This is a genomic window from Rhizobium sp. 25PS6, assembly GCF_032464655.1.
GTDB classification, from domain to species: domain Bacteria; phylum Pseudomonadota; class Alphaproteobacteria; order Rhizobiales; family Rhizobiaceae; genus Rhizobium; species Rhizobium laguerreae.
This window is the reverse complement of the sequence record NZ_JAWDIV010000024.1, coordinates 1-26,092: the sequence shown is the minus strand read 5'-3', so window position 1 is coordinate 26,092 and position 26,092 is coordinate 1. Positions and strand designations below refer to the sequence as shown.

The 26,092-nt window shown below is 59.9% G+C and carries 27 protein-coding genes; 14 read left to right on the top strand and 13 right to left on the bottom strand.

Features of this window, described 5'->3' with window-relative positions; translation table 11 throughout:
* Positions 1–69 precede the first annotated feature (69 nt).
* From RWK44_RS28670 to RWK44_RS28655, 4 genes are all read left to right on the top strand, one after another.
* Positions 70–603 carry a hypothetical protein gene (locus RWK44_RS28670; RefSeq protein WP_132609789.1) on the top strand — a complete coding sequence of 178 codons (534 nt, stop codon included), beginning with the start codon at positions 70–72 and terminating at the stop codon, positions 601–603.
* A gap of 33 nt (positions 604–636) precedes the next feature.
* Positions 637–1,260 carry an isochorismatase family cysteine hydrolase gene (locus RWK44_RS28665; RefSeq protein ID WP_025394189.1) on the top strand — a complete coding sequence of 208 codons (624 nt, stop codon included), beginning with the start codon at positions 637–639 and terminating at the stop codon, positions 1,258–1,260.
* Between the two features lie 286 nt (positions 1,261–1,546).
* Positions 1,547–2,215 (top strand): VOC family protein, encoded by a 669-nt coding sequence (locus RWK44_RS28660; protein WP_077981247.1) that lies wholly within the window; start codon positions 1,547–1,549, stop codon positions 2,213–2,215.
* A gap of 474 nt (positions 2,216–2,689) precedes the next feature.
* Positions 2,690–3,976, top strand: a complete 1,287-nt coding sequence (locus tag RWK44_RS28655; protein ID WP_168281632.1) for an epoxide hydrolase family protein — start codon at positions 2,690–2,692, stop codon at positions 3,974–3,976.
* A 128-nt stretch (positions 3,977–4,104) separates the two neighbouring features.
* Here the strand turns inward: RWK44_RS28655 and RWK44_RS28650 are convergent, their stop codons facing one another.
* Positions 4,105–6,951 (bottom strand): ATP-binding protein, encoded by a 2,847-nt coding sequence (locus RWK44_RS28650; RefSeq protein WP_168281630.1) that lies wholly within the window; start codon positions 6,949–6,951, stop codon positions 4,105–4,107.
* A 263-nt stretch (positions 6,952–7,214) separates the two neighbouring features.
* Here RWK44_RS28650 and RWK44_RS28645 point away from each other — a divergent pair, with 263 nt between their 5' ends.
* Positions 7,215–7,868, top strand: a complete 654-nt coding sequence (locus tag RWK44_RS28645) for a response regulator transcription factor (protein ID WP_168281628.1) — start codon at positions 7,215–7,217, stop codon at positions 7,866–7,868.
* A 95-nt stretch (positions 7,869–7,963) separates the two neighbouring features.
* Here the strand turns inward: RWK44_RS28645 and RWK44_RS28640 are convergent, their stop codons facing one another.
* Entirely contained in the window at positions 7,964–8,965 is a 1,002-nt protein-coding gene (locus RWK44_RS28640) for a L,D-transpeptidase family protein (protein ID WP_168281627.1), read from the bottom strand.
* Between the two features lie 118 nt (positions 8,966–9,083).
* On the opposite strand from RWK44_RS28640, the gene RWK44_RS28635 reads away from it, so the two are divergent.
* The gene (locus tag RWK44_RS28635) at positions 9,084–9,977 is read left to right on the top strand and encodes a LysR family transcriptional regulator (protein ID WP_316029778.1); all 894 of its coding nucleotides are present in this window, start codon (positions 9,084–9,086) and stop codon (positions 9,975–9,977) included.
* Between the two features lie 101 nt (positions 9,978–10,078).
* Here RWK44_RS28635 and RWK44_RS28630 read toward each other — a convergent pair whose 3' ends face one another.
* From RWK44_RS28630 to RWK44_RS28610, 5 genes are all read right to left on the bottom strand, one after another.
* Positions 10,079–10,393, bottom strand: a complete 315-nt coding sequence (locus RWK44_RS28630) for a hypothetical protein (RefSeq protein ID WP_025394182.1) — start codon at positions 10,391–10,393, stop codon at positions 10,079–10,081.
* A 122-nt stretch (positions 10,394–10,515) separates the two neighbouring features.
* Positions 10,516–11,100, bottom strand: a complete 585-nt coding sequence (locus RWK44_RS28625; RefSeq protein WP_316029777.1) for a BA14K family protein — start codon at positions 11,098–11,100, stop codon at positions 10,516–10,518.
* Positions 11,097–11,264: a hypothetical protein gene (locus tag RWK44_RS28620; protein ID WP_165503774.1), complete on the bottom strand. Its 168-nt coding sequence runs from the start codon at positions 11,262–11,264 to the stop codon at positions 11,097–11,099. The genes RWK44_RS28625 and RWK44_RS28620 overlap by 4 nt, the downstream gene beginning before the upstream one ends.
* A gap of 50 nt (positions 11,265–11,314) precedes the next feature.
* Positions 11,315–12,184 (bottom strand): DUF1236 domain-containing protein, encoded by an 870-nt coding sequence (locus tag RWK44_RS28615; RefSeq protein WP_131640299.1) that lies wholly within the window; start codon positions 12,182–12,184, stop codon positions 11,315–11,317.
* A gap of 116 nt (positions 12,185–12,300) precedes the next feature.
* Positions 12,301–12,699, bottom strand: coding sequence for a DUF1236 domain-containing protein (locus RWK44_RS28610; protein ID WP_025394179.1), 399 nt, complete (start codon positions 12,697–12,699; stop codon positions 12,301–12,303).
* Positions 12,700–12,895: 196 nt separating this feature from the next.
* Between RWK44_RS28610 and RWK44_RS28605 the strand changes: the two genes are divergently transcribed.
* The gene (locus tag RWK44_RS28605) at positions 12,896–13,162 is read left to right on the top strand and encodes a hypothetical protein (protein ID WP_316029776.1); all 267 of its coding nucleotides are present in this window, start codon (positions 12,896–12,898) and stop codon (positions 13,160–13,162) included.
* A 91-nt stretch (positions 13,163–13,253) separates the two neighbouring features.
* Here the strand turns inward: RWK44_RS28605 and RWK44_RS28600 are convergent, their stop codons facing one another.
* Entirely contained in the window at positions 13,254–14,102 is an 849-nt protein-coding gene (locus RWK44_RS28600; protein ID WP_131663981.1) for a class I SAM-dependent methyltransferase, read from the bottom strand.
* A gap of 400 nt (positions 14,103–14,502) precedes the next feature.
* Here RWK44_RS28600 and RWK44_RS28595 point away from each other — a divergent pair, with 400 nt between their 5' ends.
* Both RWK44_RS28595 and RWK44_RS28590 read left to right on the top strand, forming a co-directional pair.
* Positions 14,503–15,891, top strand: coding sequence for a sensor histidine kinase (locus RWK44_RS28595; protein ID WP_222061449.1), 1,389 nt, complete (start codon positions 14,503–14,505; stop codon positions 15,889–15,891).
* 2 nt (positions 15,892–15,893) lie between these two features.
* A complete protein-coding gene (locus RWK44_RS28590; protein WP_020049578.1) occupies positions 15,894–16,517 on the top strand; it encodes a response regulator in 624 nt (207 codons plus the stop codon).
* Between the two features lie 27 nt (positions 16,518–16,544).
* Here the strand turns inward: RWK44_RS28590 and RWK44_RS28585 are convergent, their stop codons facing one another.
* The gene (locus tag RWK44_RS28585) at positions 16,545–17,039 is read right to left on the bottom strand and encodes a hypothetical protein (RefSeq protein WP_316029775.1); all 495 of its coding nucleotides are present in this window, start codon (positions 17,037–17,039) and stop codon (positions 16,545–16,547) included.
* Between the two features lie 291 nt (positions 17,040–17,330).
* On the opposite strand from RWK44_RS28585, the gene RWK44_RS28580 reads away from it, so the two are divergent.
* The 5 genes from RWK44_RS28580 (at position 17,331) to RWK44_RS28560 (ending at position 19,565) form a co-directional block, all read left to right on the top strand.
* Entirely contained in the window at positions 17,331–17,828 is a 498-nt protein-coding gene (locus tag RWK44_RS28580) for a hypothetical protein (RefSeq protein ID WP_025394173.1), read from the top strand.
* A gap of 10 nt (positions 17,829–17,838) precedes the next feature.
* Positions 17,839–18,240 carry a GFA family protein gene (locus RWK44_RS28575; protein WP_077981257.1) on the top strand — a complete coding sequence of 134 codons (402 nt, stop codon included), beginning with the start codon at positions 17,839–17,841 and terminating at the stop codon, positions 18,238–18,240.
* Positions 18,241–18,276: 36 nt separating this feature from the next.
* Positions 18,277–19,071 (top strand): exodeoxyribonuclease III, encoded by a 795-nt coding sequence (gene xth, locus RWK44_RS28570; RefSeq protein ID WP_316029774.1) that lies wholly within the window; start codon positions 18,277–18,279, stop codon positions 19,069–19,071.
* A 75-nt stretch (positions 19,072–19,146) separates the two neighbouring features.
* Positions 19,147–19,377, top strand: coding sequence for a hypothetical protein (locus RWK44_RS28565; protein WP_077981258.1), 231 nt, complete (start codon positions 19,147–19,149; stop codon positions 19,375–19,377).
* 5 nt (positions 19,378–19,382) lie between these two features.
* Positions 19,383–19,565: a hypothetical protein gene (locus RWK44_RS28560; RefSeq protein WP_131640303.1), complete on the top strand. Its 183-nt coding sequence runs from the start codon at positions 19,383–19,385 to the stop codon at positions 19,563–19,565.
* A 31-nt stretch (positions 19,566–19,596) separates the two neighbouring features.
* Here RWK44_RS28560 and RWK44_RS28555 read toward each other — a convergent pair whose 3' ends face one another.
* The 4 genes from RWK44_RS28555 to RWK44_RS28540 are packed head-to-tail and all read right to left on the bottom strand — an operon-like array spanning position 19,597 to position 26,083.
* The gene (locus RWK44_RS28555) at positions 19,597–21,681 is read right to left on the bottom strand and encodes an FAD-dependent oxidoreductase (RefSeq protein ID WP_222061446.1); all 2,085 of its coding nucleotides are present in this window, start codon (positions 21,679–21,681) and stop codon (positions 19,597–19,599) included.
* Positions 21,682–21,687: 6 nt separating this feature from the next.
* Positions 21,688–22,857 (bottom strand): Gfo/Idh/MocA family protein, encoded by a 1,170-nt coding sequence (locus tag RWK44_RS28550; RefSeq protein ID WP_222061441.1) that lies wholly within the window; start codon positions 22,855–22,857, stop codon positions 21,688–21,690.
* A gap of 24 nt (positions 22,858–22,881) precedes the next feature.
* Positions 22,882–24,537, bottom strand: a complete 1,656-nt coding sequence (locus tag RWK44_RS28545) for a GMC family oxidoreductase (protein ID WP_316029773.1) — start codon at positions 24,535–24,537, stop codon at positions 22,882–22,884.
* A gap of 1 nt (position 24,538) precedes the next feature.
* Positions 24,539–26,083 (bottom strand): GMC oxidoreductase, encoded by a 1,545-nt coding sequence (locus tag RWK44_RS28540; RefSeq protein ID WP_132615159.1) that lies wholly within the window; start codon positions 26,081–26,083, stop codon positions 24,539–24,541.
* Between the last annotated feature and the right edge of the window lie 9 nt (positions 26,084–26,092).

The following is a 26,092-nucleotide window of genomic DNA, read 5'->3' as shown; positions in this document are numbered from 1 at the left end:
ATCCACTACGCGGGATTGCACGCCTTGTCGTGCCAGCCCGCCCATCACGATGAACAATGGAGAGATGACATGCACAGCGTTGAGAACCAGATCGTCGATTCAAGCTTTTCCGCCATCATCAATGCGCCGATCGAGAAGATCGACATCCCCCGTTGGTGCTTCACATTGCCCGAGAAGGACTACCAGGAATGCTCTCCAGCCCACATCGCCGCCGGCTTCACCACGGCGCCGGACGGCAGACGGATGTCGATCAATGTCGAGACCATCGGCGGCAGCCTGATGGTCCAGCATTACGTCGAGACGCTCGGTGAGAAGGATCACCTGATCCTCGACTCCCACTCGGACGTTTTCACCCCGTCGGGGCGCACGACCATCCACGTGACCTGGGAGTTGAGCGCCAAGCGGATCGACGAGGCGAGATGCGAGTTCACCAACCGCGTCAGGTCCTATGCGACGGACGAGATGCTCACCTTCCTCGACCGCCAGGGGATTCCATTCGACATCTTCCGGACGCAGCGCCAGCCGATGTCCATCGCTCACAATAAGGGCGAGACGCCGCTCTTCGCCGCGAATATCGAGCGCGCCGCGCTCCGCAATAGCTGACCGTCTAAATCTAGTTGCCGCACGGAGAGCACCATGAAATCCCTGTCATACGATCCAAACAACACCGGCCTGGTGGTGGTCGACCCCTATAACGACTTTATCTCTGAGGGCGGAAAGATCTGGCCTCGGATCAAGGAGGTGGCGGAAGCGAACAACTGCGTGCCACATATGCAGGAGGTCTTGACCGCAGCGCGCGCTGCAAAGCTTCCCATCTTTTTCGCCATGCATCACCGGTACCGAGAAGGCGATTATGAGAACTGGAAATTCGTGGCGCCGATCCAGCGCGCGGCGTGGCACCGCCGAAGTTTCGAATCCGGGACCTGGGGCGGAGAATTCCGTGCCGAATTCGTTCCGGCCAAAGGCGAGATCGTTGCGTCCGAACACTGGTGCTCAAGCGGATTTGCCAACACCGATCTCGATTTGCAGCTGAAGCGGCACGGGATCGAGAGGATCATCGTCATCGGACTGGTTGCTCACACCTGCATCGAAGCCACGGTCCGCTTTGCCGCCGAACTCGGCTACGACGTCACGGTGGTGAGGGACGCCGTTGCGGACTACTCGGACGAGATGATGCATGCGGCGTTGGAAATCAACATGCCCAATTACGCCAGCGCCATCGTGAATACGAGCGATCTTGTTGAAGCGCTTGCAGCGTAACAAGCGCGTTGCGAGGCGCCAAAGCGGCCCTCGGCGGACACATTCCGCCGGGGGCGAGCGCACGCCTTAGGGGTGAACAAAGGGTCTTGGTCTGCTCTGTCGGACAAACGGAGGCGTTTTTGCATGCGGGCGTCACAGGCGTCCGGCGCGGTCTTCATCGACCATCGCGGATTATCGCCGCAACAATCGAACCGACACCATGGGACAATGGACGGCCGCACGGGGCTGGCGCATCGTCCGCAGCGTCACGGGCAATGCCCATCACGCTCATTACGGGAGATTGAAAATGTCTATCCAGGAACGCAATAGGACTGCCGCAGAGAAGGTGCATGACGTCGACATGAAGCTCGAAGTCGTGGTTATTCCGGTTTCCGACGTCGATCGAGCAAAGGCCTTCTACACCGGGCTTGGCTGGAGGCTGGACGCCGACGTTTCCGGCGCGAACGGTTTCCGGGTGGTTCAGGTGACACCGCCTGGCTCCCCGTGCTCTGTCATCTTCGGCAGTGGCGTCACCTCCGCCAAGCCGGGTTCAGCGCAAGGCCTTCATCTCATCGTTTCCGACATTGAGACGGCTCATGCGGCGCTGGCCGCCCGAGGCGCTGCAATGAGCGGTATCTTTCATGATGTCGGCGGCGTTTTCCATCATCAGGACGACGAGGGTCGTCTTGCCGGACCGCATCCAACTCGCGGCAGTTACTCATCTTTTGCATCGTTCAGCGACCCCGATGGAAACGGCTGGCTCTTCCAGGAGGTGACGGCCAGGCTGCCGGGCCGCATCGCCGCCACCGGCGCGGCATTTTCATCGGAGAGCGACCTTGCGAGCGCCTTGCGCCGCGCCGCTGCTGCCCATGGCGAACATGAGAAACGCACCGGCGGCAATCATGATGAGAACTGGCCAGACTGGTATGCGCAATACATGATCGCCGAGCGCTCAGGACGGCCGCTGCCCGATTGACGGCTCCATTTTGCACGGCCGGCATGTGCCATGAAGAGAGCTTCCGGCGCTGCGCACAGGAAAGGCCGCTGCAAGTGTTACGACCGAATCTGGATTGGGCCGCCATCTGCGATGATGGCGGCCTTCTCCTCTTTTGCCATGATCGAACTCCCCCGTTTCAACGGAACATCGGCCGCGGCCTCGCCCAGTTCGATCGGATTTTAGCCGACTGAACGAGCAAGAGATCCCCGCTTTGGCCACGACATCAATGATCTCGCCCTCACGACCTTCGCACCTTGAGCAGGAAAGAACCTGCCGCTTCAATGGAGCCGGCCCCGTTGCTCCGCCAATGTCGGCCTCGACAAGCTCTAAGGGTCTTTTTGCCATCCACATGCGGAGCCGATCCAATGGTATCGGCGACACCTTGGTGCAATAGAACCTCGTCTCCGCACATGAGAGCTTTGGCGCGTCGAAATTCTGAACCCAGGAGAGCCCATGTCATCCATCTCATCCTCAGTCACTCGCCGCACGCTTTTGGCAACCGTCGCGGCCGCGGGCGCGCTCAGCGTCCTTCCAGCCTCGATCGCCCTGTCCAAAGCCGGTGGCGAGGAAATTCGTCCCTTCAAATACAAGGCGACTGATGCCCAACTCGACGATCTCCGCCGCCGCATCGAAGCAACGCGCTTTCCGGATCGCGAGATCGTCGATGACAATACCCAGGGCGTTCAATCCGCGACCATCGAAAAGCTCGCAAGGTATTGGGCAAAGGACTATGACTGGCGAAAGGTCGAGGCGAGGCTGAACGCCCTGCCCCAGTTTACGACGACAATCGACGGCGTCGAGATCCATTTCATCCATGTGAAGGCTGAGCGCGACGGCGCCCTGCCCATCATCGTGACACATGGATGGCCGGGGTCGATCATCGAGCAGATGAAGATTATCGAACCCCTTACCAATCCGACTGCACACGGCGGCTCGGCGTCAGATGCTTTCGACGTCGTCATTCCTTCGATCCCTGGCTATGGCTTCTCCGGAAAGCCAACCGAGAAAGGCTGGGATCCCATCCGGATCGCGCATGCCTGGATCGAACTCATGAAACGCCTCGGCTACTCGAAATATGTCGCTCAGGGCGGCGACTGGGGCGACGCCGTGACTGAGCAGATGGCATTGATCGCCCCGCCGGAGCTGGCCGGGATCCACGTCAATATGCCGGCCACCGTTCCGGACGACATCGCCGCCGCGCTGCGGCCGGGAGGCACCAAGCCTGCAGGACTGTCGGCCGACGAGGAACACGCCTACAACCAGCTCGATGACTTCTACAAGCATGGCCTCGGCTACGCGATCGAAATGGCAAACCGCCCGCAGACCTTGGTCGGCATTGCGGATTCACCCGTTGGCCTTGCCGCGTGGATGATCGATCACGACATCCGGAGCTACGAGCTGATTGCCCGCGTCTTCGACGGCGAGACGGAAGGCCTGACACGAGAGGATATCCTTGACAATGTGACCCTCTACTGGCTCACGAACACGGCCGTCTCGTCGGCACGCCTTTACTGGGAGAATAAGCTTGAATTCTTCGCTGTGAAGAATGTCAAGATTCCGGTGGCGGTCAGCGTATTTCCCGACGAAATCTATGCGGCGCCCCGGAGCTGGACGGAGCGGGCCTACCCGAACCTGATACACTACAACAGGCTCGCGAAGGGCGGGCACTTCGCAGCTTGGGAGCAGACGGCGGTGTTCTGCGAAGAGCTCCGCACTGCGTTCCGTTCAGTCAGAACGTAAACGCGTTTCGGCCGCCTGCCTGGTCGCCGGTTTTCCGGCGGCCTTGCTCCATGTGACATGGACGTGGGTCCATATCTGATTTCGGTTGCGACGCAGGGACTGTCGTGCAGCGATTTTCGGCCTTCGCTTCAGCCCAGACCGTCGATCAGCATCTTTGCTCGTGACAGTTTGACGCTGGAAAATCCTTCCGTGAACTGCTGGTAGATCGGAAGGAGGATATTGCGAGCCGATCCGCCTCCAGCATTGCGATCAAGGAATTCGACGAGGCTGATTCCTGCCGAAATCTGCCAGTAAATTCCGCCTTGCGCGGAGGCTTGCTGCATTGCCTGTTGGTACAAGTTTTGGACATCAGAGGCGTCGCTGATGTTCTGAATGGCTAATATCTCGCCCTTCCTTCTCAAAATCTCTGGCACCATCCACCGGTAACCTTTTTGCTCCGAGAAATGCAGAGCATTTCCTATTTCCTGAAGCGCCTCATTAAAACGACCGGCCGCCTGCAACGCAGACGCCAGCTCGCATAAGAAAAAAGGATAAAAAAGCAGGTACGCGGCTTCACGCATTTCACCAATGCCGGATTGAAGCGCGTCGATTCCATTCATAGGATCGCCCGATCGAGCCGCCAGACTTCCCTTCACGCATAGGCCAACCGCGTGAAAAGGGCGCAGGCCATGCTGCAATGCGTGGTCGAGCAACTCTTCGCCGTATTCCTTGGCTCGATGCACTTCGTCAAGGCTTAGTGAAACGAAGGCAGCCGACCATGCGAGAGCAACACATAAGACGAATGGCTGCCTTGTTTCGCGTGCTTCCCGGATCGACTCCTCAGCCGTTCGAACCGCCGCGTCCAACTGACCGCGTGAGATCAGGTTTACCGTATTGTGGGCCATGGAGGACGTCCGAACGTCGGCCCCCAGCCTCAGTATATCTTTGCGCCGATTGTCGAAGGGGAAATGCCTCGCCGCCCAATCAAGCCGCTCGCCAGCTTCCTGGTGCTCCGCCTGATAGGTTTGAGGGATTCCCACGAGCCATGCGGCCGTAGCCCGGGACTGTATGTCTCGTCCCTTGACGACTTGCTCGTATTCACGCGCAAACACCAGCGCGTCTTCCAATTCCATCGATCGGGCGGAGAACAGCCAAAGTGCGCATGTCACGCGCTGCTGGTAATCAAAGTCATCGAATGCCTTTGCCAGCGACAAGGCACCGGTCAGCAGGTCCCTGCCGCGATGGCTCATGCCTTGGGTGTAAATCAGCGCGAATCCGAGAGCGCATCGCAAGACCATCTCCGTGCGACTTCCGCTCTCCTCGCCGATCTGTTCGAGCGCTTTTTCCGCCCAGTCACCCGCCTCGGAAACGAGCGACGTGGCAGTCCAGAAGTCGCTCGTGGTGGCGGCGAGCCTTGCGCCCAGAATTCCGTCCCCATCGGGCGAGAGTGCCCATCTCAACGCGGCACGCAGATTGTCGATCTCCCGGCGATAGCGAGCAATATCTTCGATCGCAGCCTGAAGATGGCGCTCCTCCGAAAACGGCCGAAAGAACGACAGAAAGTACTTCGCCAGCCGACGCATGGCGCGTTGGTAGCTATCACGGACGCCGAGTTTTTCGCGCGCGTACACCCGCACGGTTTCGAGGAGACGCCAGCGAGGACCTGTTTCCGCTCCTTCGAATGTCACCAGAGACTTCGAGACGAGATTAGAAATAGCGAGAGCCGTTTCCGCCTCGGTCTCCCCACTGACCGCCACGGCGGCATCCAGCGTAAAGCCCGCCGGGAAGATCGCCAAACTGCAAAGCAGCTGGCGTTCGGCTTCCGGCAGCAATTCATAGCTCCAGTCCAGCGCCGCGCGGAGTGTCTGATGGCGAGGCAGAGCCGTCCTACGTCCGCCGGTCAGCAGGACAAAGCGATCGTCCAGTCGGCCGGCGATCTGTTGGAGACCGAGGGTCGCAGCGCGGGCGGCGGCAAATTCGATGGCGAGCGGAATTCCATCGAGATGCCGACATATCGTCGCGATGGCAGACAGCCTTTCCTCGCTTGGCGAAAAATCCCATAGCAAGGCCCGGGTGCGAGCGATGAAGAGCTGGACTGCACTATGTTCCAGAGCGTTGCCGAGATCCTCGCTCGCCGGAACCTCGAGCGGGGGCACGCGGTAAGCGAATTCGCCCTCGATACGGAGAAGCTCTCGGCTTGTCGCGAGCACCGATACGTTTTGGCAAGCGCGCACGATCGCCTCGACCATTGCGGCGGCTGCGTCGATGACGTGTTCGCAATTGTCGATCACCAACAACATCTTCCTCGTTCCGATGGCGCGCGCCACCAGCTCTGCGGAAATGTCGTCTCCCTGAAGATGCAAATCGAGGGCTTGAGCCAGCGTTGTGGGAACAAGGCTCGGATCCGACAGGGATACAAGTTCTACGAAGAAGGCGTCGCCGTCCAGCGATGGCAGCAAACGGCGGGCGATTTCCGACGCAAGCACGGTCTTTCCGATACCGCCGGGGCCGGTCAGCGTAACAACTCGATAGGCAGAAGTCAGGTTCAGGACTTGGGTAATCGTCGTCTCGCGGCCCACCAAATCAGACATCGAGGCCGGAATATTCGTAAAAAACGAATTCCTAGTTGACCGCGGGTGGATGGGAGGCGTCGGCGCCGGCGCGTGTGCTGATTTACGATGGCACGTCCACGCGCCGAGGATACGATAGCCTCGACCAGAAATGGTCTTCAGCAAATTCCTATCTTTTCCGAGCGCCTTACGAATTGCCGATATGTGAACCTGAATTGTATTGTCTTCGACGACGAGTCCGGGCCAAACGCGCTTCATAAGGTCGTCTTTGGATACAATACCACCTTCCGAAACCACGAGTGTTTCCAGAATTTCAAATGCCCGACTGCCGATGGGTACTGGCGCTCCCATGGCACGCAGCTCTCGCTTAGCGAGGTCAAGCTCCCAACCGCAGAACTCGAAAAGGCCTAGCTCGATCTGTCCCAAAGCACTCTCTCATCCGTCCAGGCAATGGTATTTAGGCCATAAAACCATAGAAACGCCCCCTATTCCAAGGGCACGGGCCGCGCACCAAAGCAGCGATTCAGATTTTTTCAGAATCTCTCATAGTACTTAAGTCCCATTTTGAATCGCTATCCACTAAAAGAAATTCCAGCAGCGATCGCGACAATCAACAGTCGGACGCGAGTACAATTCATTTCTAAGATCTTTGCCCACAGATTCTCGACACAATTTAAAGGAGAATGGCAATGTACACCGGCAACCACCCGCATGCCACAACGCGCAAGGCGCAGAAACTCTCACCGGAAGACGCAATCGTCGTCATCTTGAGTGACGACGATACTATCTCTTCGGCTTTAAACGCAAACATCTGCTTAAACGGTTGGCAGCCGCACCTTTATAAATCTAGAACGGAATTTCTGCCATGCCCAGGGGCGGACTTTCTAGGTTGCGTTGTTCTTGACGCGAGGCTGCCTGATCTCACCGCGTCTGATCTGACACATCTAATATGCGCGCATGCTATCCGTTGCCCGGTGATCGTCCTCACCGGCCATGGCGGTCAAGCGATGACCGTGAATGCAACGAAATTTCATGTCAGCTTCATACCACAGCCCTTCGACTTGAACGCTCTCACGGAAAAGATTGATGCGGCCATTCTGGCCACCGTGGAGATAGGTCGCCTCGAGGGAAACTACCGGACGCTTACGCCGCGAGAGCGGGAAGTCATGAAGTTCGTCGCCGAAGGGCTACTGAATAAGCAGGTGGCGTTCAAATTGAACATTAGCGAGATCACAGTGAAGGCTCATCGCGGTCAGGTCATGAGGAAGATGAACGCCCGAACGTTGCCGCATCTGGTGAACATGGCAGCGAAGCTCGATATCGGCGTGGGATCCCTGCATTAGTTTGTAGCCTGACAGGCGGTCGGGGATGCCGGGAAGCGCCCGACGTCCTATCGGCAGCAAACCCGAGAAGGGATCGGAATAGAAATATATTCCGTTCACTTCGGAGCGGCGGAACTGCCTTTGACGAAGTCCACCATGACGCCTGGCTTGACCATGCCAGCCAGCTCTTCGGCATCCCAGTTCGTCAGCCGCACGCAACCATGCGATCCAACCTTGTCGATGAGCTTCGGCTCAGGTGTCCCATGTATTCCATAGGTCGGTTCGGTCAGGTCGATCCAGACCGTACCAACAGGACCGTTCGGCCCTTTCGGGATCGTCAGGACCTTGTTGTTCTTTCCCTGCTTGAAGTTGCGCTTCGGGTCATATCTGTAGACCGGCATCCTCGCGACGCCCTTGACCTTGTGCTTGCCTGACGGCGCCGGATTGTCTTCGCTTCCGATTGTTGCGGGATAGACTGCAAGCAGCAATCCATCCGCCGCATAGGCGAGCACCTGCCCCGTCTTCCTGTCAGCCTCGATCCTCTTGACCTTTCCGTCCCTTGGAGGACCCGGGTTCACCACCCACACAGTGTCGCCGGGAGCAAACTGCGAAGCCGGGTTGAGCGCATGCACGAGATCGATACCCATGTGGAACCGCTCTGATAACTTCTCGGCAACGCTCGTATATCCCAAGCTCTGCATCTTTGCCTTCTCGCCATAGTCTTCAGGGATCTTCTCAACCAGACCCGCCGCATCCTCTGGCGAGACGACATAGCTATCAACGACAGGAGCATTGCCTTCAAGGCGGGAGGCGACCTCTGGATCCAGCCTCCCATCGACAGGAAGATTGTTCATCGCCTCGAAGCCGGCCACGGCCTTGTCGACATTTTCGCCGGGGAGGCCATCGATCACGCCGGGAGACGAGCCTGCGCGGTCGAGCAGGACCTGAAGACGGACGATCGCAGGGTCTGGATCTCCCGGCGCAAGCTTCTCAGTCCCGATGGACGCAAACGACGCGGTATTGATGTCTTCGGGTCGGAGCTCCCGCGCGGCTGCACCGCCAACGGAGAAGGCCAGAGCGAGCAGCGAGATCGGCAGGGCTGTTTTCATGGACGACAAATGGCCGGCGCCGCAACTTGTTCCAGTGCGAACCGGCCGGGCAGGTGTTCACGATGATTTCAATGTCCAGTCTCTGCAAATTCAGTACAACCGCCCTTTGATCCGAAGGAGATCGTGAATGCCCCGCGAGAGCGTCAACGACTTGATGGCCTTTCTGGCGGTCGCCCGGGAGAAGAACTTTACGCGAGCGGCTGCGAAATTGGGCGTATCTCAATCGGCGCTCAGCCACACTGTCCGCCAGCTCGAGACGCGGCTTGGAATCCGGCTTCTGACCCGTACCACGCGGGCCGTTTCGCTCACCGACGCAGGGGAGCAGTTGTTCCAAGGCGTGGGACCGCACTTCGACGAGATCGATGCTCAACTCGACGCTCTCACCGAGCTCCGGGACAGGCCCGCGGGGAACATTCGCATCACGGCATCCGATCACGCGATCAAATGGATCATCTGGCCGAAACTCCAGCGCTTCCTACCGAACAACCCTGACATCAAGGTGGAGCTGATACGCGAGAACGGGCTGTCTGACATCGTGACAGAGCGCTTCGACGGCGGCGTCCGGATGGGAGAGCAGGTGGCGAAAGACATGATCTCCACACGCATCGGCCCTGATTTCCCGTTTGCCGTCGTCGGCACGCCCTCTTATTTCGACAGCAATGGGGTTCCGGAGCATCCGCAGGATCTCGTCCGCCACAACTGCATCAACGAGCGCCTGCCCACATATGGCGGCTTCTGGGCATGGGAGTTCGAAGACAATGGGAAAGAGATCAGGATCAGGGTGGAGGGGCAGCTTGCCTTCAACAACGCCTATCAGAGTGTGGAAGCGGCGCTGGACGGACTTGGCCTGGCATACGTACCGGAAGACATCGCGCTACCTCATATTGCGGAAGGTCGTCTCAGACGCGTGCTGGAGGCCTTTTCCCCACATTGGGATGGCTACCATCTCTACTACCCCAGCAGAAGGCAGTCCTCTCCGGCTTTCGTGGCGCTCGTGGACGCCCTGCGCCATCGAGCTTGATAGCCATCTTGCTTTTCTTGGGCGCCCTTTGAGCAGGGAACGCTGACGCGCAGGGATCGCTTTCGGTGGGGCGCTAAATTGAACGCCCATCGGTGACCCTCTCAATGAATTATCTTTGACCGCTTCTCCGCATGCGAAATTCCATCGAGCGTCGCCATAAGCTTTTCGAACTCGCTCAAGACTCGATTGAACTCGGCGTCCTGCATGGCGGCGATTTCCGATATCGTCGAGGACACGGACTCAATCAGCGTGTCGATCCAAACGCAGCGCTCAGCCGGGACATGACCGAGGACCTGCTGCCTATGCGTCTTCAGCTCGCGCAGGATGCGAACGATAAGAGCGCCACGGTCCGCCCTGCTCAAGAACGGAAGCCTTGTCTGCGCCTGCTGGATTTCCGTTATCAGCGTCGTCGCCATCCCCGATCTCCGACGTTCGAATGCAACCCGTTATCACAACCACAGCGTTTCCAACATGGACTTTGGTCTGAGTGACCACATCGGTGCGGTTCAGTACTTTCTTCGCCACCACAGCCGATCGGTTAGTCGCTCGTTGCGACGAGATCTGAAGTGCCGCAGCTGCGCCTTGGTCCTTCCCGTGGTTGATAAGTATTGTCCTCCGGACGATACGACCTGTAGCGAGCAGCGCACCGAGCCGCCGCCTGTGCATTCACCTTCGTGGCGACGCCCTCATCGGCTTCGGCGACGATCTTCTGGAACGGCGAAGAGCACTCGCGGATCCCGCCGCTATAGGATCGATAGCTATTGGTCGCAGGGTCGAAGGAACGGTAGCGTTGCGCGCACCAAGCAAGGTGCTCGGCAGAAAGCTTTGGCTGCGGTGTCTGGAGTTCGGCTGTTGACGGGCGATCGGAAACCGGCTTCGCCCTGGAGGTGGTGATAGCAGGCGCCTCAGTGACGTAGCTGGAGTAGAGAGGCGGAATTCGCTCGTATTGCTGCTGCCGGATATCGACTTTCACCGGTGCCGTCGTCCACAGATCGCGCGACGTCAGGTCTTTAAAGGCATGAGGTTCCGAGTTCGCGACGACGTAGGACGCGCCAGATGCGGCAGCCATGCAGGCCCCGACCGAGCTTAAGATCCCAAAGACGACGGATGCGATGGCTTTCATTGTCCTGACCCCTGCTGTTGAGCCTGCGGAACCCAGACGCGGCCGGCGGTGCTATCATGCCGGCCGCCGGTGGCGACAAGCACGGCGACAATGCCGGCGATTGCCAGCAGGATGGCGATCAGCGGCACGGCCAAACCTGCGGATTTCTCTTCGGAATAGATCATGTTCCCTCTCCTCGGCCCCGGCGGCGGCGGTCGCCGCCGGGCACCGGCCGTTATGCCGAGATGATGTAGACGATCGTGAATGCAGAGGGATCGACGATGACGATCCGGCCGTCCGCGAGGAGGAAGAAGCGGTAGGCCTTGTACTGCGGTACGATCTCCACGATCCGCGGCGGCAGCGGCTCGAGCCTGATCTTCTTCGGAATGGTCGTGCCGACCGAAACCGTGAAGTCCACCTCCCGAACCGGCTCGACGTGAACTTCTTTCACAACGGTACGGATTTCCGTCTGCTGCTCGACGGAGATGTTCACGTTGGTCGTGTTGTTCGTCTCGGTCTTCGTGGTTTTCTGAGTGCTGCTGTCGACGGATGTGTTGTTGGTCTTGCTGTTCGACTGGGTCTCAGTCGAGCCGCTGGAAGACTTCGCGTCGCCAGACTTCTGGGTCTCGCTGGAGCCGGTCGATGTGCCGGTGTCCTCGCTGCCGGCAGGCTTCTGGCTTTCCGTCGAGGACTGCCCCGACTTGGGAGACTTCGAAGCATCCGGGCTTCCGTCGGAGGTGTCCGTGCCTGCGGCACCGGAGCCGGTTTCGGTCGAGCTTCCGGACTGCGTCTTGGCACCGGGCTGAGTTGTCGTCTGACCCGAGGAGCCATCCGTGGAGGTTCCGGTCGACGCCCCCGACGAGTTTCCGTCGGAGCCGGAAGGTTGCTGCTGCGCATCCTGGCTACTCGATGCTCCTGCGCCACCCGAGGAGGTGGCGCCCCCCGCATCCGGTTGCTGGGTCGCACCACCGCTGGACTGGTTGTTTTGGGCAGCACCCTTCTTGGGAAGGATTGGTGCATCCTGCGCCGAGGCGGCCATGATACCGACCGGCGAAACGCCGATCGAGAGTGCCGTCATCAGCACTGCGAGTGTCTTGGTCTTCATAACAATCTCTCTGCTTTTTTGGCCGCACGACGGCGCTTCCGTCTGTCGTGCGGCGCTTCTCAGGTTTTAAGATGATTTGCGGAGCAATGACGCGGCAGTGGCTGCGTCGCATCAGGTCACTTGATGACCTGGATGACCTTGCGGGACGACGGTTCGACGATGACACGTTCATCATTGACCACCGCATAAGCATAGGTCGGGTCATCCGGAATAGGCGTCACGACGACCGTCTCCGGCAGGGGCTGCCCGACGACAATCTTCTCCTTCACGACCACGCGCGCCGATGGTGCTGGAGCCTCGCGGACATAGGTGACGACCTTTTGCGGCGGCGGATCGATCGCCGTGCCAACAACGGCGCCGGCAACGCCACCGACAGCAGCACCGACGGGGCCACCGACGATCGCACCGGTAACCGCGCCACCCGCCGCACCATTAACGGTCGAGGACTGGGCGAATGCGACGCCCGACATGAGGCTCGCGGCAGTGGCCGCACCGACGATAAGCTTGGAGAGCATTTTCTCCTCCTTCTGTTTCGAGGCGGCCTTCGTGACCGCTGCAAAACCAACTAGCTGGAGGCAGGGTCGTTCCACGCCCCGGACCTCAGTCCGATGGCCTCGGCCTTTGGTCCTAAAACCCATTTCAATATCGGTCGCCGGCGCTAATTGCGGATCGAAGGCCCTGTCGTCGCGGGCATTGAGGAGACTGAAGGAGATGGCACGATCCAACCGTCGGGAGGCGGGACGCAGGCGCCTGGCGATGCGCCTGCCGCAGATGCGCAAGCTGATCATGGAAACCCGCGACCCGTGGCAGCTCGAGCTCTTCGAAGCCTACCAGATGGCCGTCGAAGCGCGTGACGCAGTTCGACGGCATCGGTTCAATTCGAACCTGGTGCGGGAATATGACAAGACCTGCTCGGAGATAGAACGGCACGTCATCCGAGCCATGCGCGAGCCTTCCTACGCGCAACGCACAAGCTGACCGCGGTGAGCCGTCATATCTCGGTGGGCAGGAACTTTTGGACATTCAAATATGGAGGAACCGCATGATTGCCGCCGTACGCTGACGAGAATTATGACACACGGCCGACGACAACCAATGCACTCATGCCGCCGCACGGACGCACTCCGTGGCGCGATTCCAGTTGCTCGGCCACTTCGTCGACGATCTCCAGAATGCGCCCCGGCGCCCGCTTTTCGATCTCTCCCCTGAGCGGAGTGCCTTGACAGAAGGCTGCAGCGACGTCGTGGGCGGCCGCGACGGAGGTCAACTCGATCCGATCGCAGGAAACCGAATCAAATCCAGCCGAAGACATATGCGCCTTGATCGTATGAGGGTCGAAATAGGAATATGGCAGGCGACTTAGAAAGTCCGGCGGGTCGGACCGAAATAGGCCTGCCAGGCACTCGTCCACATATCTCGCGAAGTCGTTAGCAGAAAGCGAATCCCAGGTCGCAAACAGGAAACGACCGCCGCTCCGCAACACTCTTGCAGCCTCGCCATAGGCCTTCAGCTTATCCGGAAAGAACATCACCCCGAACTGGCAGACGACGAGATCGAACATCGAAGGCGCGAAAGGGAGATTTTGCGCGTCGGCGTGCATCCAGTGAGTCCGCGACATCGTCAACGATGGTGCGCCGACGTCGATCATCGCCTGGCTGAGGTCGGTGGCAACGAGTTCCGTTGCATGATCGAGTGTCGCCCGCAAAGCGCGTGTCAAGGCGCCGGTCCCCGCAGCAACCTCGAGAACGCTGCATGGTTTCAATCGTTCAGCGACGATCGCCATCTCCGACGCATAAGGCTCGAAGAGTATGGGCACGAGAAAGGCCTCGTAAAAGTCGGCAACGTCTTCCTCGAACGGCGCGGGAAAAACGGCAGATTCGGCGCTGATGCCGCCTTCGATATCTGCGGAAATCGTCACGTACAAGCCTCCAAACCTTGGTCTGTCGATCGTGAAATATGACTGAATCCGTTGATGTCTATGGGCGTCAGACCTTGGTCCCAGCCCTGTCCGACCGAAGTCCCTGGAGTGGAACGCGCATCGGGATCGCTCCGTTTCGAAAGAGACCAAGGAGATCCGACATGCCCCAGAGTCATAGATCCCGAGTGAATGACGCTTGCAACGCGTCCGTCTTCGCACTTGTTGTCGTTCTGGCTGCCCTTCTCTACGTTTTCGGCGCAGCCATGTCCGGCGATACCGTCGGGTTGACCCAGAGCATAAGAGGCGCCGAGGTGTTCGACACGAGGAATTTGCCCTGACGCTGTTTGGAAAACTCTGAAGACGCGGTAGGTTCATCGGCAAGTCTATTATCGGTATCAAAATGAATTGGCTTCGCCGCTGGAATGCCCGCTCACTCGCCTCCCAGTTCTTCATCGCGGGTGGGCTCATTTCGATTGCCGCCATGTTCGTGGTGGGCTTTTTCGTGAGCCACCTCATAGAGGAGACCGTCATCCACAATTCGGGCGCGGCGACAGCGCTTTATGTGGACAGCGTGATCGCGCCGCTCCTTCCCGATATGCAAACCGAGTCATTGCTTGATGAAGCGAGTGCTCAGGCTCTGGATGAGACGCTCGGTCAGGGTGCACTCGGCAAACGCCTTGTTTCGTTCAAGCTGTGGCGGAGCGACGGCACCATCCTCTATTCGAACGAGAAGGAGCTGGTGGGCAGGAAGTTTGCGGTCAGCGACAAGCTGCAGAGGGCATTCGCAGGGTCTCTCGTCGCGCGTTATGAAATCGCCAACGATCCGGAAAGCGACACAGAGCGCGCGCTCGGCAAGCCGCTGATGGAGATCTATAACCCGGTGCTTCAGCCGTGGTCCGGACAGGCGGTCGCCGTTCTTGAGTTCTACGAGACAGCCGAAGGCCTGGGCGATAGTCTGGCGCGTGCAAGGCTCCGGAGCTGGGGCGCCGTCGCCGCCCTCACGGCGACCTTTTTCCTTGTTCTCTCCGTTCTGGTGTTCCGGGGTAGCCGCACGATCGAGGCGCAGCGCAAGGATCTCAAAGACCGGGTCACCGAACTCTCTGCGCTGCTGGCGGAAAACCGCGGACTTCAGCGGCGCCTGCAGCGCGCCTCCCAGCGTGCGGCGGCGCTGAACGAAACATATCTGCGCAGCATCGGTGCCGATCTGCATGACGGTCCGGCCCAGCACATCGCCTATGCCTCATTGCGCCTGGACAGCGACGTGTTGATCAATGCGTCCACCCAGCCCGAAGCGCGTGAGAAGGAGCTTGCCTGGATACGCTCGAGCCTTGCCGAAGCGATGACGGAGATCCGCAATATCTGCAGAGGCCTGGTGCTTCCACACATCGAAAAATCCTCGATCACCGAGATCGTCACGCGGGTCGTCGAAGCGCATCAACACAAGACCGAAACACCTGTCGAAACTGTTATCGACGAGGACGGACCGGAACTTCCTCCAGCCGTGAAGATCTGTATCTATCGCTTCGTTCAGGAAGCCTTGAACAACGCCTATCGCCACGGCGGCGGCGTTCAGCAGGCTGTCAGAGCCGTCTCGCACAAGGGTCATGTCCGTGTCGAGGTCAGCGATCACGGCGACGGCTTCGATCCGACCGAGGTGAGGCCAACGAGCCTCGGCCTCGTGGGTTTGCGCGAGCGCGTCGACAGCCTGGGAGGTTCCTTCGACATCAAGACAGGCGAAGGAGGAACGACCGTGACCATGATCTTTGAGCCAATGGAAGTGGGAGAGTAGGAATGACATCAATCACCATCGGCGTCGTGGATGATCATCCGCTTTTTCGCGAGGGTGTAACGCGCAGCCTATCCGAAATCAGCGGCTTTATCGTCGTTGGCGAGGGGGCCAGCAGCGATGATGCGGCGATGATCGCTTCGGACAACCGCCCCGACATCATGCTCCTCGATGTCTCGATGCCCGGCGGCGGGCTTTCTGCGATCAGTGACGTCCTTGCGCGGAGCCCCGCAACGAAAGTGCTGATGTTGACGGTATCCGAGGAGGTGGACACCTTACTGGGAGCTCTGCAACGGGGCGCGATGGGCTATGTTCTGAAAGGTGTTGGTTCACGTGGCCTCGCCGAAGCAATCCAAACCGTCCTGCGTGGCTCGCGATATATATCGCCGACGATGTCGGCGAAAGTCATGGAAAATTCCTTGAATGGCGGAACCTCCGACAAAAGCAGCCTGACGCCACGGGAACGCGAGGTGATGGATCTTGTCGCTCAAGGCCTATCAAACAAGCATATCGGCTTGCGTCTCAACCTGCAGGAAAAGACTGTGAAACACCATATGACCCAAATCCTGAGCAAGCTCGGCGCCTCAAACCGGACCGAAGCGGCTCTACAGTGGCGCGAACGGCGCTGAGACGGATTATCACCCGCCTATCATGCGTCAGCGAAGAAAGCGGCTCATCCGGCGGGTATCGTTTGCCGTTGCTTGTCGACTGATGATCGTCCGGCCCTTCGAGTCCTTCATAATGTAGCGACCGCGTTGCAGGGTTTCAGTGATGCCGTTCGAATGACGGACGTCGATGGAGCCATCGGACGCCGCTGTCGCTCTCGCGCCCGATCTTGCTGACGATCCTGTGCTAGAGGAAGACGATCTTCCACCACCGGCGGAATTTCCACCATTGCCGTTTCCCGAACCGCTATTGCCGTTGCCGCTGCCGCCACCATTGCCATTCCCTCCCCCGTTGCCATTGCCATTACCGCCGCCGTTGCCATTCCCTCCACCATTACCGTTGTTGCCGTCCTTTGCCTGCGCAAAGTCCGCCGCCAGAACAGGAAGGGAACCGCCGAAATTCAAACTGACTGGTGATACAGCAGCGATGAGAGCGACGGCCGCACTGCCGCCCAGCCTCAGAAAATCGCGTTTCCGGATACTCATGCCATAGCCTCATTCGTCCGTTCGTTGCCGCTTCCCATGCAATACGACGTATGAGACTTTTCGCTGTTCCGAGTAAAGAATGCAACCGACCTAGGTAGTAGGTGCGGCAAGACTTTGGTCCGCCGCTCGCCGATTGTAATGCTTGTTATCGGAAAAATGTCGCATGGTGGCACCTCAAGCGCACCTCTGCGAGGGGCTGTTCGTGCATCGCTGTTAAGCGCCGAAGCATTCTATGGAACTTCTCCGCTTTTCGCCGCTTTGTTTGTTCAAGGTGCAACAGAGGAAACTTCCATGGCAAACCCGAACGAATCCCCCGCAGTCCAGTCAATGCGAAAAGAACAGGCAGAGCAGCGGAAGCAGGCGCGAAAAGGCGAACTCGACAAAGCAATTGAGGATACTTTTCCTGCGTCCGACCCGGTGTCTGCCACTCACACTTCTATTCCCGCCGGACGCAGCGACGTCGAAGCGGCTGAGCGTGTGAAGCGGGAGCCGGATCCCGCTAGACTGGACGAGCAATATCCATTTGTCGATCAAGCTCTGAACTCGACGGGCGACACTGCCCGCTCCTCCGACGCCTCCGGTGTCGATCGCCAAGGAATGCGATCTCTTCAGAGAGAAGCAAGCCGCGTCGCTGAGTCCGCATCGGAACTGGCGTCCGGATCGGCTCGCCTGGCAAAGGCCGAAGCCCGCACATTCGTCCATGATCTCGAGGATCGCATACGCCGGCAGCCGCTGACGGCCGCGGCGATCGTCGCCGGTATCGCCTTCGTCTTTGGCGCGACGCGTTGAGGAGCCAGCCATGGCAGCGCGATGGACTGGCGGCTGTCTTTGCGGATCCTGCCGGTACGAATTCGCCGGTGATCCGCCGCATTCGGGTTACTGCCACTGTGACATGTGCAAGAAGGCGACCGGAGGCCCTTTCGCGGTCCTGGTCCAGGCGAGGATCGACGACCTTGCCTGGACGGCCGGTACGCCCAAATCGTACCGATCGTCGCCGATCGCCACGCGCGGCTTCTGCGGCAAGTGCGGAACACCACTCTATCTTCAGTACGATGGCGACGAACTGATCCGGGTGACCGTCGGCTCGCTCGACCGCCCGGAGAAAATCAACCCGGCGGGACACTATGGTGTGGAGAGCCGCCTAAAATGGGCCGATTGCGGACGGGGACTCCCTGAGGAGGAAACTCAGGAGCGCTTTTAGATCTTGCCCGGCATCGCCCGGGCTTCCGGGGGGCTCATGAAAATCGCAACCTACAATGTCAACGGCATCAACGGGCGGCTGGAAATCCTGCTGCGCTGGCTCAAGGAGGACGCCCCTGATGTGGTCTACCTCCAGGAACTGAAGACAGACGATGCCAGGTTTCCGCGAAAGGAGATCGAACAGGCCGGCTACGGCGCCATCTGGCACGGACAGAGATCCTGGAACGGGGTGGCCATCCTGGCGAAGGGTAAGACACCGATACTGACGCGTCGCGGTCTTCCTGGTGATCCTGACGATACCCACAGCCGGTATGTCGAAGCTGCCGTCGACGGCATCCTGATCGGATGCCTGTATCTTCCCAACGGCAATCCGTTTCCGGGCGCAAAGTTCGATTACAAGCTGCGCTGGTTCCGCCGTCTGCAGGAGTACGCCGCCGAACTCCTGGAGCTCGATGTACCTTCGATTCTGGCCGGCGATTTCAACGTCATGCCGACGGAGATCGACGTCTACAAGCCTGAGCGCTGGCTGGACGACGCCCTCTTCAGGCCGGAAGTGCGCAAAGCCTATGCTCATCTCGTCGCTCAGGGCTGGACCGATGCCGTCAGACATCTGCATCCGGGAGAGCACATCTACACCTTCTGGAAATACTGGCGGAACAGCTTCGAACGGGATGCAGGGCTTCGGATCGACCACTTCCTGCTCAGTCCGGCAGTCGCGCCGTTGCTTCGATCGGCAACCGTCAGGAGAAAGCCCCGCAGCTGGGCGCATACGAGCGACCACGCGCCCGTCATGATCGAGCTCGACTTTTCCGCAGCTGGAGCAGATCTGTAAGCCGCGATGTCGATCTCAGAGGAACCAGGGAACCTGCAATGTCGGTCGGAGTTAGCTGGTAAAGGAGATTGTCCAATGCCTACGAATTCCATCCCCAATTCCGCAAAGCTTCCGCCGAAGTCACTGAATGAGGACACTCAGGACGACGAATTGCCCGAGGCCAATGTCGATGACCAGCGTAAGCCGCCAATCAGCATGGGCAGCAGCCGCGAGGCGGGCGACGGTGTCACCGATACCGATCCGGAAACAGGCCGCGCCGACCGGAAGGACCGCATCCCTGCCCCGCAATTCTCCAACCGGAAGTAACCGCTATGGGCGAAAGCAAGAACTACCTGAACACCGACGAAATCCAGGCCGACGACCAGTTGTCGCCGAAGCCGGTCGAAGGAAAGGACCCGCCGCGGAACGTGCGCAAAAGCGAGGAAGCCGTCGCCGAAGGTTCTGACGAGACCGAACGCATCCGTGTTCCGCCGCCGGTGCCGAATCCCGATTGATCAACACACGCCGCGAGGGCGATGCGGAGCCTTATCCATCCGTGCCGCGGTCGTAGATACGGCCGGTCAACCAGGCCGGCCAGTCCCGCTCGAAGAAGGATCTGGCGCTCTCGTCAAAGCTGCGGTTCGGACGTGTGGAAAGCGTGATCTCATTGCCATCGAGCCGCACGATAATCTGCTGTTCCCGGTGCGCTTGGCGTTCCTTTCGGAAGCGATAGTCCTGTAACGGCCCTGAGTTCGCCAGCGGAAGAGATTCGCCCTCCGCATGACATATCGCGCGCGCGCCACGGCTGCCGCCGCCGTTGCGAATGAAGAAATCAAGCGCGCTGAGCACGGCTTCCGAAGCAAGCGCCATATGCCGCCATTGCACGCCGCGAACCGCCTCCGCTGCTCGACCGTAGGCGACGCCGTTAGCGCGAATTTCAGCATTCAGCTTGCGTGCTTCAATCAGGGCACCGCTGACACTTTCCTGATCGCAGAGGATGCCGGCCTTGTCGCTCATTCGTGCCTGCACTTGCGAACGGATCGATTTGACGGTGAGCGGGCTCTCGGTCCGAAGGACGGCAAGGAGGTCGGCGATACCTGCCTCTGCTGTACCGGTTATGTCCCCCGTGGGGTACCGCTTTGCCCTGCAGGTCGCGCTGATGTGCTCTGCCGCGCGGGTACCGAAGACCTGCCCGGCATTGAGCGCTGCTCCACCCGGCCTCGTCACGCCGTGTGTGCCCGCTGCCTCTCCGACCGCGTAACAGCCGCCGAGACTGCTGCGGCCCCAGGTGTCGACCATGATGCCGCCGTTCATGTGCTGGTTGCTGACGGCGAATTCCAGCGGCTCCTCGGCAATGTCGATCTTGTAGCGGCGATAGAGTTCGATCGCGAGCGGGTTCATATGCTTCAATCGATCGATCGGCATGTCCTGGTCGGCGCCGGCCTTGCCGAGATAGTCGCGGACGTCTTCATCCAGTCTTTCCAGGCTGAACGGCAGGTCGCCCGGCACGGATAGGGGATTGCGATTCAAGTCCATGAAGACGCGCCGCCCTGCGGCGGTTTCGCGGGAGATGGCAAGGTCGACCAGGCTTGAGCCGAAGTCGAGCATGCGCGTCGCGTGAAATGGCCATTGATAGCCCTTGCGGAAGACGTTCGACGCCAGCTCCTGCGTGCTGCGGTAGTATTCTGCCAGGAAATGGCGTTCGGCGCCGTCTGAATCGAGCGAGTAGATATGCGGGATCGCCTGGACATAGGTGCCGGACAGGTTCCAGGGGAACCCTTCTCTGCGTGTTCCGATGCCAAACTGGCTTTCGGTCAGGTTGACGAGTTCGACGCCTGCCTCGAGCGCCAATCCGAGAGAGCCGAAGCAACCGTTGGGATATACGCTGTCGCGATAGAGTTCGCCCGGGCCGCCGGCGGCGAGCACGATCACGCCGGTGACGAACAGCGCGATGCCCAGCGGGTTCTCCTCCGTACGGTCGGTAGCGCGCATAGCGAGAATGCCGACGACGTGGCGGTCAGCGCCAGCGCCCTCGGTGAGGATCTTTACCGCGGTGGTCTGGTTGTAAAACGGCACTCCGAGCCGGATCGCCTCCTCGGCCAACACCTTAACCATCAGGCGCGAGGTGCGCGGGCCACAACTGGTGGCGCGGCCGACCTCGTCATGGTCGGTCTGATATCTGAGCGTCCCGCCAAGCGGATCCTGCGGCAGCGGCAGACCTAAGAACTGGAGCGATGCCATCATCCGTGACGAGCCTACCGCCTCGACATAGGCCGTGTCCTCGTCCATGGCGCCGCCGCTGCGGATGGCGCGCGCCATTGCGTTGTAATTGTCGCCCTGATCGGCCGTATTTGCCGTGTGCAGGGTCTGCTTGTCCGATCCAGAACAGGCCGAGGTTCCACCCCACGCGCTTTGGCTGACAACGACGACGTCGTCGCCGCGCCGCTTCATTTCCACCGCCGCACGCAGACCTGCCGCGCCGGATCCGACGACGACGCAACCGGCTCGATAGATCGGCGCCTCGACGCCGGCGAGCCGGACCACGTCCGAAGGTCCGGGCTCGGTTGGGAGCCGCGGCATGTCGACATCGGTCAGTGCGTCAAGAATTTCCTGCGGAACGTCTATGGTCATCGGCGTTCAACCCAGCGGGATGTCGACCCAGCGCCTTTGCCGGGAGGACTCCATGCATGCGTCGACAATCTGGCAGATGTGATGACCTGTATCGAATGTCGGCCACATCGGCCTGTTTGCAACGATCGAGCGGATCACCTCGGCCACCTCGATGATCTTGCTTTCATTGTAGCCCAGGCCGAAATTCGGCAGAGGAAGGAAGGCCCGGAAGGTGGGGTTCTCAGGACCCACGTCGATCTCGCGAAAGCCGCGCCGCCCCGTCCGGTCTTCGTTGGAGTAGAAGCGCAGCCGGTTTATCTCGTCATAGGTATAGGCGATGCTGCCTTTCGTTCCATAAATTTCGTAGGTCTGCATGAACTTGCGGCCGGTCGCGACACGGCTGAAATCGACGACCCCGCCGGCGCCGTTCTCGAACCGGCACAGCAGATTGGTTGCATCAGGATTGGTAATATCAGCCCAGGTCTCATTGCCTGTCAGTTTCACCTGCTCGCCATAGGCAAGGCCCTCAACGACAGGCCGGCGCGGCGTCACAATGAGATTGTCGGCGATCAGGGAACTGACGCGGCCGACCAGGAAATCCATGAAGCTGAAGATGTGCGAGCCGGTATCACCGACGATCCCGGTCGGTGCAAGCTTTCCATCGGCGCGCCACATGAAGGGCGCGCTCGGATCGCCATACATGTCGACGTGCTGGCAGCCGCGGAACAGCTTGATCTCGCCGATTTCGCCGGATTGAATGATGTCTTTCGCCAGATCATGGACGGGATTTCGAGGAAAGGCGTGTCCGACGCGGGTAATGACACCCTTCGCCCGGGCGATGTCGGCCAGTTCCCGCGCCTCGGCGGCGGTGTTTGCCAATGGCTTCTCGCAATAGACATGTTTGTCGGCCAGCAAGGCCGCCTTGGCCACCTGATAGTGAAGGTGGTCAGGCAGGCAGATATCGATCAGATCGACATCCGGATCAGCGACCGCGAGATTCCAATCCTGAAGAATTCTTGCACCCGGCGCCCTGTGGGAAAGATCCCCGCCTGCCTTCGAGGGGCCTTCGACGAGAGCGACGATCCGTGCCGTTCCGTCCGACACTCCGAAGAAGTGCGGAAAGGTCTGATAGGCCATCGTGTGGACCTTTCCCATCCAGCCCGAGGCGCCAAGCACTGCAACTCTGACTTCAGACATTGTCGTCTCTCCTCTCGATATGGCTTACCGGATTTCGACGCGGGCCCGAGGCCTCGCATCGTTACGTTCGTAGGCGAAGATGGTGGGGGAAAGTGCCGGCAAGCCCCGAATGAGGTCCGAGCCTTTTTCGCCGACCATGATCGTCGGCGCGTTGGTATTGCATGACGGCACGCGCGGCATGACGGATGAGTCGCAGACCCTGAGGCCTTCCAAGCCATGGACTTTGAGATCAAGCCCGACAACCGCGTCGGGTCCTCTCCCCATCTTGCAGGTGCCGACCGGATGATGGTCGGTCTTTGCGTTGGCGCAGCCGTAGTCGAAAAGCTGTTCGTCGGTCATGATCTTCGGTCCGGGTAGCCTTTCGGCCATGACATAGGGCTTCAGCGCCGCCTGCTGCATGATCTCGCGAGCGAGCTTCAGCCCTTCCAGGGACATCGTCCTGTCGTGGGGATCGGACCAGTAGTTGGGGTCGATCAATGGAGCGGCAGCTGGGTCCGAGGATGACAGACGTACCGTGCCCCGCGAGCGCGGATGCAGATAGGCGGAGTTAAGCGTCACGCCCGCATTCTTGAGCCGTTCGACGCCGGCTTCGATGCCCGAACCCAGGCCGAGGTGAAACTGGATATCAGGAGAACGGGCTTCAGGATCGGCATACCAGAAGCCGCCGGTCTCGAAGAGCGACGAGGCGACAGGACCGGTGCGGAACAGGACATATTGGATGCCGGCCCAAAGTGTCCGGTGGAACTTTGCGACGCCATCATAAGTGTGATCGCCCGTGCATTCGGCAATGACGAAAAGATCCAGGTGATCCTGGAGGTTGCCGCCGACACCCGGCAGATCGTGGAGCACCTTGACGCCCACCGACTTGAGATAGTCGGCCGGTCCTATGCCGGACTGCAAAAGCAGCTTCGGTGATCCGATGGCGCCGGAGGAAACCAATACTTCGCGGTCGGCGCGCACGATCTCCTGGCCGTGCGAGGTCACGATCTCGACGCCTGTCGCACGGGCTCCCTCCACGATAATACGCGCGACGCGCGTGCCCGTCCTCACCGTCAGGTTCTTCCGGTCCTTGATCGGCGAGAGATACGCGAGCGATGCCGACGACCGGCGACGGTTGCGCTGCGTCAGCTGATAAAATCCCACGCCTGCCTGTTGGCGTCCGTTGAAGTCGTGATTGTAGGGAATGCCGAGCTCCTGCCCTGCACGGATATAGGCGTCGCAGATCGGCAGCGGCGCAGCCGGCATCGAGACGCCGAGCGGACCGCCATAGGAGTGGTAGTCGTCGGCGAAGCGCTGGTTGTCTTCCGCACGTTTGAAATAGGGAAGGATCGAACGATAGTCCCAGCCCTCGCAGCCGTCTTCACGAGCCCAGAGGTCATAATCCACCGCGTTTCCACGCGTGTAGAGCTGTGCGTTGATGGACGAGCCGCCACCAATGACTTTCGCCTGCGTATAACGAAGCACCCGGCCTTTCATGTGTTTCTGGGGAACGGTTTCCCATCCCCAGCTGGCGACGCCTTTGGTCATCTTGGCGAAGCCCGCGGGCATGTGAAAAAGCGGATTCCAGTCGCCTCCACCCGCCTCGAGCAGGAGGATGTTGACATCTGGATCTTCGCTCAGCCGATTTGCAAGCACGCATCCTGCAGGGCCGGCGCCGGTGATGATATAGTCGAAACTCATCTTACTGTCCTATTTTGTCCGTTCGGTCTGCCAGCGCGTCTCGTGCCTGCAAGTCCTTCGACGCGATGTGATCTGCCACTCTCAGTGCCTGGGCGGCGATAGTAAGCGCAGGATTCACAGCGGCCGATGTGGGGAGGAAACTGGCGTCGAGGACGAAGAGATTTTCGTGATCATAAGACCGGCAATAGGCGTCGAGCGGCGCGGCCGCGGGATCGTTTCCGATGCGGATCGTTCCGCACTGATGGGAGGGCGTGCGCTTGTCGAAGGGCCTCGCCAGCACGATCGGAAACCCGATCGACTTCAGGATTGCCTTCAGCCTGGCGACAAGCGCGAGATGAGCGTCCCAGTTGGTTCGTTGCCATTGGAGAATAATCCGATCTCCATCCACCATGACCCGGCTTTCGGGATTAGGAACGTCCTCGCTCATCGCATAGAAGTCGATGGCATGGCCGGTGATGAAGCGCAGGAGCCATTCCGGAGCCTGGGGCAGAGAGCCCTTGAGAACCTTTTCAGAGATGCGACCGAGGAGTTGCACGTTGCCGAGGGGCGGCCCTCCCTCCCCGTCGGAGAGATAGAAATCGTTGAAGGCAAAAGTCTTCTGGTAGATGGAGGTGTTCCTGAACCGCGGCGAGACCCCGATGACCGCGGAGGCATTGTGGTTCATGAAGTTGCGGCCCACTTGGTCGGAAGAATTCGCCAGACCCTTTGGGAAGCGGTCGTTTTTCGAGCGCAGCAAAAGAACGGACGATTGCACTGCGCCGGCAGCAAGGATCACGATCTCAGGTGAAACAGTCAGCGTCTCCCCGTTCTTGACATAGGTCACCCGGTCGATCCGGCTCCCCGCTCCCGTGTCAAGCCTCGTCACGCGCGCATTGGTTTCGAGCCGGACGTTCTCGTGGCTCAGCGCCACTGAAAGGGCTGCGGTCTCGGCGTCCATCTTGCCGTCGCGGGCGTTGGGGTGCGCATCCCACGGCGTGCGTGCTTTGGAGAGCCAGGCGTCAAGATCGAGGCCGAGCGGTAGAGAAAACGGATGCAGGCCTTTCCGCTTGAGACGCGCCCTGATATCGGCAATCGGCGCCTCGTCCGGGACGGGCGGGTACTCGTAGGCAGCCGAGTGGTGCGGTTCTGTGGGGTCTTCGCCAAGGCTGCCGCGGACCTGATACATGCGTTCGGCCTGGCAGTACCACGGCTCTAAGGCTTCATACGGAAACGGCCATGCCGGCGACACGCCCTCCCGGTGCTGGATGACGTCGAAATCTTGCTTGCGATAACGTGACAACACGGCGCCGTAGAACTTCGAATTCCCGCCGACATTGTAGTAGTTGCCGGGATTGAACCCCTTGCCGCTTGCCTCGTACCAGGTTTCCTTCGGTCGAAAATGTCCCCGCTGGAAGATCGCGCGCTGGTCGCGGTTGACCGGAAGGTCGGCGATCTGATCACCGGCTTCGAGGATCAATATCTGCGCACCGATCACGGCCAGGCCGGCCGCGACCGTGGCGCCGCCGACGCCTGAGCCGATGATGACGATGTCAGGTGAACCGCTCATGTTAGCACC